This window comes from Roseiarcus sp. (assembly GCF_049514155.1).
In the GTDB taxonomy this organism is placed as follows: Bacteria; Pseudomonadota; Alphaproteobacteria; order Rhizobiales; family Beijerinckiaceae; genus Roseiarcus.
Map to the genome: position 1 here is coordinate 1 of NZ_JBEKVH010000201.1, position 5,722 is coordinate 5,722.

Consider the following 5,722-nt stretch of genomic DNA (forward strand, 5'->3'; position numbering starts at 1 on the left):
ACGGCAACAGATTAGAGTCGGTCATGGCGAGCGGGTGTGGGGCGAGAGGCGAAACGGATCGGTGTAAGCAGCCAAATCCTACGCCAAATCAGACCTTTATGCCACGCTCGCCAGCCTCAAAAACGCCCCCCTGATGAATAAGATGGGCTAGCGGGCAGCTGAAAAAGAGCTTCTGTTTTTGGCTTGGTCGTGATCCGTCCGCATCAGACATGCAGCGGCGGAATGCGCGGAACTGACGAACGGGCGGGAGCGCTGTTCAGCTATGTCGACCTTGAAGCGCGAGTTCGAAGCGACCATCCGCTGCGCGTGATCCGGGTAATCGCCAACGAAGCTCTGGCGGTGCTGGCGACAGATTTCTCGGCGCTTTATTCGCGGATTGGCCGCCCCTCGATCGCGCCCGAGCGGCTCTTGCGGGCGATGCTGCTGCAGGCCTTCTATTCCGTGCGCTCGGAACGCCAGCTGATGGCGCGGCTCGACACTGATCTCCTGTTTCGTTGGTTCGTCGGCCTCGGCGTCGACGACGCTGTTTGGGATGCGACGGTCTTTTCCAAGAACCGCGACCGTCTGCTCGATGGCGCGATCGCCGCGAAGTTCCTGGCCGCCGTACTTGTGCAGCTGCGCGTCAAGGCGCTGCTGTCGAGCGACCATTTCTCGGTCGACGGCACGCTCGTCGAGGCCGGGGCGTCAATAAAGAGCTTCAAGCGCAAGGAAGGCGCGGGCGATGAACCGTCGCCGAGCGCCGGCCGCAACGTCGAGGTCGATTTCAAGGGCGAGAAGCGCTCGAACGAAACCCATGCCTCGACCACCGATCCCGACGCGCGCCTCTATCGCAAAGGGTCGGGCAGGCTTTGTCACGTTGTTGAATCTAGTTTGCGAAAAGCCTGCGCTTCCGAAAGTTTCAAGCTGCCGCGACTGCCTCGCGCCACGTGCTCATCGCCACGGCGCGAAGCGTGCGATGCGTTTGAGCTGAGGCCAGATGGCGTTGGACGTTGAAGGTGTTGTACACGGCGGCATGGATCGAGAGGAATTTCTGCGGCGAGCCGGCGCTCTTCAAGCGTTGCATCTTGCGCTCCCGCCGTCGCGTCGGCTGATGCGAATTCTCGACGCGATTGTTTTTCCATCGCCCGCGCTCATGGCGGCTCTCGATCCTCAGATCGCGGACCGCTGCGCCGTATGACCGCAAGTCATCCGTGACCAATCGCTCGGGGACGAAGGCGTATTTTTTGAGAAGCTTGCGCATCAGTTTCAGCGCGGCATGCTCGTTTCGTTTAGATTGGACCAACACGTCGAGGACCTCGCCTTCGGCGTCGACGGCGCGCCAGAGATAGAGCATTCGGCCGTCGATTTTCAGATAGACCTCGTCAAGATGCCAGGTCGTGTGAGGCTTGGGCCGGCGCTTTCGCAAGTCCGCTGCGATGAGCGGCCCGAAATGAGTCACCCAGCGTCGGACCGTCTCATAAGAGACCCCAATCGCGCGCTCCGCGAGCAAATCTTCGACGTCGCGCAAACTCAGCGTGAACCGGAGATAGAGCCAAATCGCCCGCTGAATGATCTCGGGCGGGAACCGATAGCCGGCGTAGCTGATTTTCCTCATGCTCATTGGCTGCCGCGCGACCAAAGTATCAACAAGCCGGTGGCGGCGTGACAAAGCCGTCGCGAGAGATAAAGCCGCCGTGCGGGCGGCTATCGTCGAGCCGTGGTCCAATGGTTAGGTCGAGGCTCAGATCACCAAACTTAAACTCGTCAAACGCCAGATGTACGGCCGCGCAAAACTCGACCTTCTTCAAACCAGATTGCTCGGCGCTGCATGAATCCGTAAACCGTCATCGAGATTGCGTCAGAGCCAGGTGCCCGCGCCGATTTACAACACAGTCGTCTTAGTCGCGCCCCTCGCGGCCGCGCGGAACAGTCCGCACGCGGGTCTCGACGGCGCCGGTGCCGCCCGAGGTCGCCGCAAAGCTGATCGTCGCCGGGCCGCCGCAAAGTCCCCCGGACGCCAAGCCGGACGGCGCCCGACCGAGGCGCCGCCGCGCGCGACATCGCCGCGCTGGCGACTTCTCTGCACTAATCGATGGACACTGAAAACCGCTCGAGCGAGTCGTCGAGCGGCGTTGTGCTCGCGCCGGGCTGTTGCGGCCGCAGGAATGCGCCGTCCCGAACGTTCGCGGGTTCGCGGAAGTGATCCTTGATCCAGGGAATATATTCGAGCAGTACGGTGGACGGATGCCAATAGGCGAGATGCACATGCGCCTGGCTCATATCGCCGGCGTGCGGGGCGACCGGCAGCCGGAACGCGCGCGCCAGATGGGCGACCTCAATATATTCAGTGACGCCGCCGAGCCGCGTCACGTCGGGCTGCACATAGTGTACCGCGCCAGCGGCGACGAAGGCGCGGAACGCGTCGAGGGCGTAAAGCTGCTCGCCGAGTGCAATCGGAATCGGCGATTGCTTCGCTAGCGCGCGGTGGCTTCCCACGTCATCGTACCAAAGCGGCTCCTCGAACCAGAAGATGTCGAACGCCGCCGCTTTGCGCACGAAGCTGAGGCAGGTCGGCAGGTCCCATTTCCCGTTGCCGTCGATCGCGATCCGGACTTGCGGCCCGATCGCCCGGCGCACGGCTTCGAGACGCCTCAGGTCGACGAGGGGATCGTCGTGCCCCACTTTCAGCTTGAGCGCACGAAAGCCATCCCGTTCCACGGCGCGTTGCGCGCCCGCGACGAGTTCCGGCTCTGGGATCGAGAGCCAGCCAACGTCGGTATTGTAGGCCTCGATCGTTTCCGAGGTCGCGCCCCCCAGGAATTTCCACAACGGCAGTCCGGCCGCTTTGGCGGAGAGATCCCAGAGCGCGACGTCCACTGCCGCGAGGGCGAGCTGCGTGACGCCCGCCCGTCCGACCCATTGCAGCGCAGGCTGACGCGCGAGTTTCATCCACAGCCGCGTCCGGTCTTGGGCGTCCTCGTCAACGAGCAGCGGACCGTAGCAGTCGCGGATGCAGGCCGCGATCAGACGGTCGGAGGCCGCGTGGGCGTGGGTTCCGGTGAAGCCAAACCCGACGAGTCCGGCGCTGGTCGCGATCCGCGCGCCGACGACGCCCCAGCGGGTGATGCGATGGGTCGAGTCGGCGATCGAGTCCGCCGTCAGCGGGAGATGGAGGATGAACGGGCTGACATCAGTGATCTTCATTTCAAACTCTCTCCGACAAGGACGCCGATCGAGGCCGGGAGCGGGAGCGGCCACGGCCCCACCCCCGTCCGCTAGCGGCCTTCACCGCTTGGGCCAATGCCCTCCGCCTGCGTCGATCGCGCTTGACATCGGATTTCTCATACCATATGACGGCAAAAGTCAACATACTGAAGTCTGCCGGCAGAAATGATCAGCGAAAGACTCCACGCCAAACCTCAGCGGCGCGCATTGGGCGAATGGGCCGTGGACACTCTTTACGAGCAGATTTTCACCGGTCAGCTCTCGGCGGGCGCCGACATGGGTGAAGAGCTGTTGTCGGAGCGCCTGGAGGTGTCCCGGGCGACCGTCGCCTTCGCGCTGCGGCAGCTTGAGCTTGACGGCGTGATCGAGGTCGCGGCCGGCAACGGCCGCCGGCAGGTTGCAACTTTCGCAACTGGAGATATTGCCGATCTCTACAACGTGCGCTTGGCCCTCGAGAGCTTCACCGCCGGGCAGGCTGCGCTGCGGATCGCCCCGGAATCGATCGAGAAGCTGGAGCGGCTTCAGGACGAGATGGAGGCGCTCTCTCCCTGGTCGGACCGGCCTTCGACACGCGATTTCGGCGTCGATTTCGATCTGCACCGCATCATCGCCCGGGAGAGCGGATCGCCGCGCGCCGTCACCGCGCTCCAGCCGATCTGGAACCAGACCCACGCACTCCTGCGCCATCTTCATTCGATCAGCGTCTATGCCGACGCTGTGGAGGACGCGGCTTCCTATCGCGATCATCGCGCGATCATCGCGGCGCTCGCGCGCCATGATGCCGAAGGATCCCGGTGCGCGATGGTTGAGCATCTGACGGTCCGGCGGGAGAGCCTGATTGCTGCGCTTGAGAGACGCGGCGGCCTCGTCCAACCGGAATTGACCCGGTTCAACAAACAAAACTGAAGCGAAGTGGGAGGAAGAACATGAATCGTCGAATGAGAATCGCCGCGAGCGTTGCCGTCACGGCCCTGTGCGTCGGAGCCTCGGAGGCGAAGAGCGAAAGCGCGAACATCACTCTGCTCAACCCTTTCGTGCAGGATGAGTTCTGGCAGGGGTGCGCGGCCGGCGCAGTGAGCGCCGCCAAAGCTGTCGGCGCCAATCTCGTCCAGCTGGACGCCAACAATTTGGCGCAGACCCAGGCCAATCAGCTCGACGTGACTCTGCAAAAAAAGCCCGACGCCGTTCTGATCTCGCCGCTCGACTCAAATGGGGTCGTTCCGCAGCTCGACCGCGCGATGAAGGCCGGGATCAATGTCTACGCGTTCAACACTGCTGCTCCGATGGCCAAGCTGACCGCCACTGTTGCGATGGACGAGGAAGCGACCGGCGCAGCAGCGGCGGCGAGGTTCGTCGAGCTTTTCAAAGCGCGCGAACAGAAGACGGGTCAGAAGTCGTTCAAGCTCGTGCATCTCGTCGGCGCCGTGGCCACCGAAGCGGTTCGCCTGCGCCGAGACGGCTTCAACAAGGCGATCGCCAAGCCGGTCGACGGAATCACGATCGACATGGTCGAGGTGGTGACCGACTGGAAGCCGGAGGTCGCAGTCAACGGCCTGCAGGACACGCTGACCAAAGGCCCGATCGATGCGATCTTCACCGAGAGCGACTTCCTGACTCCGTTCCTCGTCCCGGTGCTGACCCGCGGTGGGTACACGGCTGCGGACGGCCCCAAACACGTCATCATCGGCGGGCTCGGCGGCATCCCAGGAGGCCTGAAGGCTATTCGCGACGGATGGCAGAACTTCACCCTCAACTATCCGATCGACGGCATGTGCGCGAGTTCGGTCCGTCTCGCCGCGGCCGCGCATGAAGGCAAAAGCTTCGCCGAAAGCTGGCAGGCTGCGGCAAAGGACGGCGGTCTCGAAGTCAACGCGCCGCGCCTCGTTGAAAGCGACAAATCCGGGCCATCGATCCTGCTCACCGCCAATCCGATCACGGCGGAGAACGTCGACAGCAACGTTTTTTGGGCGAACACGTACAAAAAATGACCCCGGAAACAGCCATTCGATCCGCCGCTCCGGCGGCGGGGGCGGAGGAGCGCGCGGGTGTCGCGCGCTTCTTCGCTCGCACGGGCCGCGCGATGCTGCGCAACCCGATCCTGCCGATTCTGGTGGTCGCGCTGCCGCTGTTCGCGATGTTCGTACCATTTTACGCGACGTTGCCGAATCTGACGAATCTGCTGCTCGCCGCATCCGTCCTCCTGCTGCTTTCGATCGGCGGCGCGCTGACGATGATCTCCGGCAATATCGATCTGTCGGTCGAGGGTACGCTCGCTTTCACCACGATGACGTGCGCGTGGCTAATGGTCCCCGCGCCAGCCGGCCTCGGCGTCGAACTCAATCCATTTGCCGCGATCGTCTTTTCCGTGGCGCTGGGGATCGGGATCGGCTTGCTCAATGCGCTGATGGTCGAGAAGCTCCAAGTCAACCCGTTCATCGTCACCATCGGTATGCTGCTCGCTCTCAAAGGCGCCGCCGCGATCCCGACCCGCGCGACCACGATCTACGGCCTACCGCCC

Annotated in this window: 5 protein-coding genes and 1 pseudogene; 4 read left to right on the forward strand and 2 right to left on the reverse strand. The window is 63.4% G+C overall.

Features of this window, described 5'->3' with window-relative positions; genetic code table 11:
• Nucleotides 1–222 precede the first annotated feature (222 nt).
• Nucleotides 223–858, forward strand: a pseudogene (locus ABSF49_RS19590) (transposase); the annotation flags it as partial.
• A 40-nt stretch (nucleotides 859–898) separates the two neighbouring features.
• Here ABSF49_RS19590 and ABSF49_RS19595 read toward each other — a convergent pair.
• Nucleotides 899–1,594: an IS6 family transposase gene (locus tag ABSF49_RS19595; protein ID WP_424114316.1), complete on the reverse strand. Its 696-nt coding sequence runs from the start codon at nucleotides 1,592–1,594 to the stop codon at nucleotides 899–901.
• Nucleotides 1,595–2,064: 470 nt separating this feature from the next.
• Nucleotides 2,065–3,183 (reverse strand): mandelate racemase/muconate lactonizing enzyme family protein, encoded by a 1,119-nt coding sequence (locus ABSF49_RS19600; RefSeq protein ID WP_424114317.1) that lies wholly within the window; start codon nucleotides 3,181–3,183, stop codon nucleotides 2,065–2,067.
• Between the two features lie 243 nt (nucleotides 3,184–3,426).
• Between ABSF49_RS19600 and ABSF49_RS19605 the strand changes: the two genes are divergently transcribed.
• The 3 genes from ABSF49_RS19605 to ABSF49_RS19615 all read left to right on the forward strand — a co-directional run.
• Nucleotides 3,427–4,110, forward strand: coding sequence for a GntR family transcriptional regulator (locus ABSF49_RS19605; RefSeq protein WP_424114318.1), 684 nt, complete (start codon nucleotides 3,427–3,429; stop codon nucleotides 4,108–4,110).
• A 32-nt stretch (nucleotides 4,111–4,142) separates the two neighbouring features.
• Entirely contained in the window at nucleotides 4,143–5,192 is a 1,050-nt protein-coding gene (locus ABSF49_RS19610) for a sugar ABC transporter substrate-binding protein (protein ID WP_424114319.1), read from the forward strand.
• Nucleotides 5,189–5,722 (forward strand): ABC transporter permease subunit (locus ABSF49_RS19615; protein ID WP_424114320.1); only part of this gene is annotated, 534 nt, incomplete at its 3' end. The genes ABSF49_RS19610 and ABSF49_RS19615, both read left to right, overlap by 4 nt.

Bases quoted from the DNA above. Each gene is read 5' to 3' on its own strand.
- ABSF49_RS19600 (WP_424114317.1), bottom strand. From the start codon at position 3,183: ATGAAGATCACTGATGTCAGCCCGTTCATCCTCCATCTCCCGCTGACG.
- ABSF49_RS19610 (WP_424114319.1), top strand. From the start codon at position 4,143: ATGAGAATCGCCGCGAGCGTTGCCGTCACGGCCCTGTGCGTCGGAGCC.
- ABSF49_RS19595 (WP_424114316.1), bottom strand. From the start codon at position 1,594: ATGAGGAAAATCAGCTACGCCGGCTATCGGTTCCCGCCCGAGATCATT.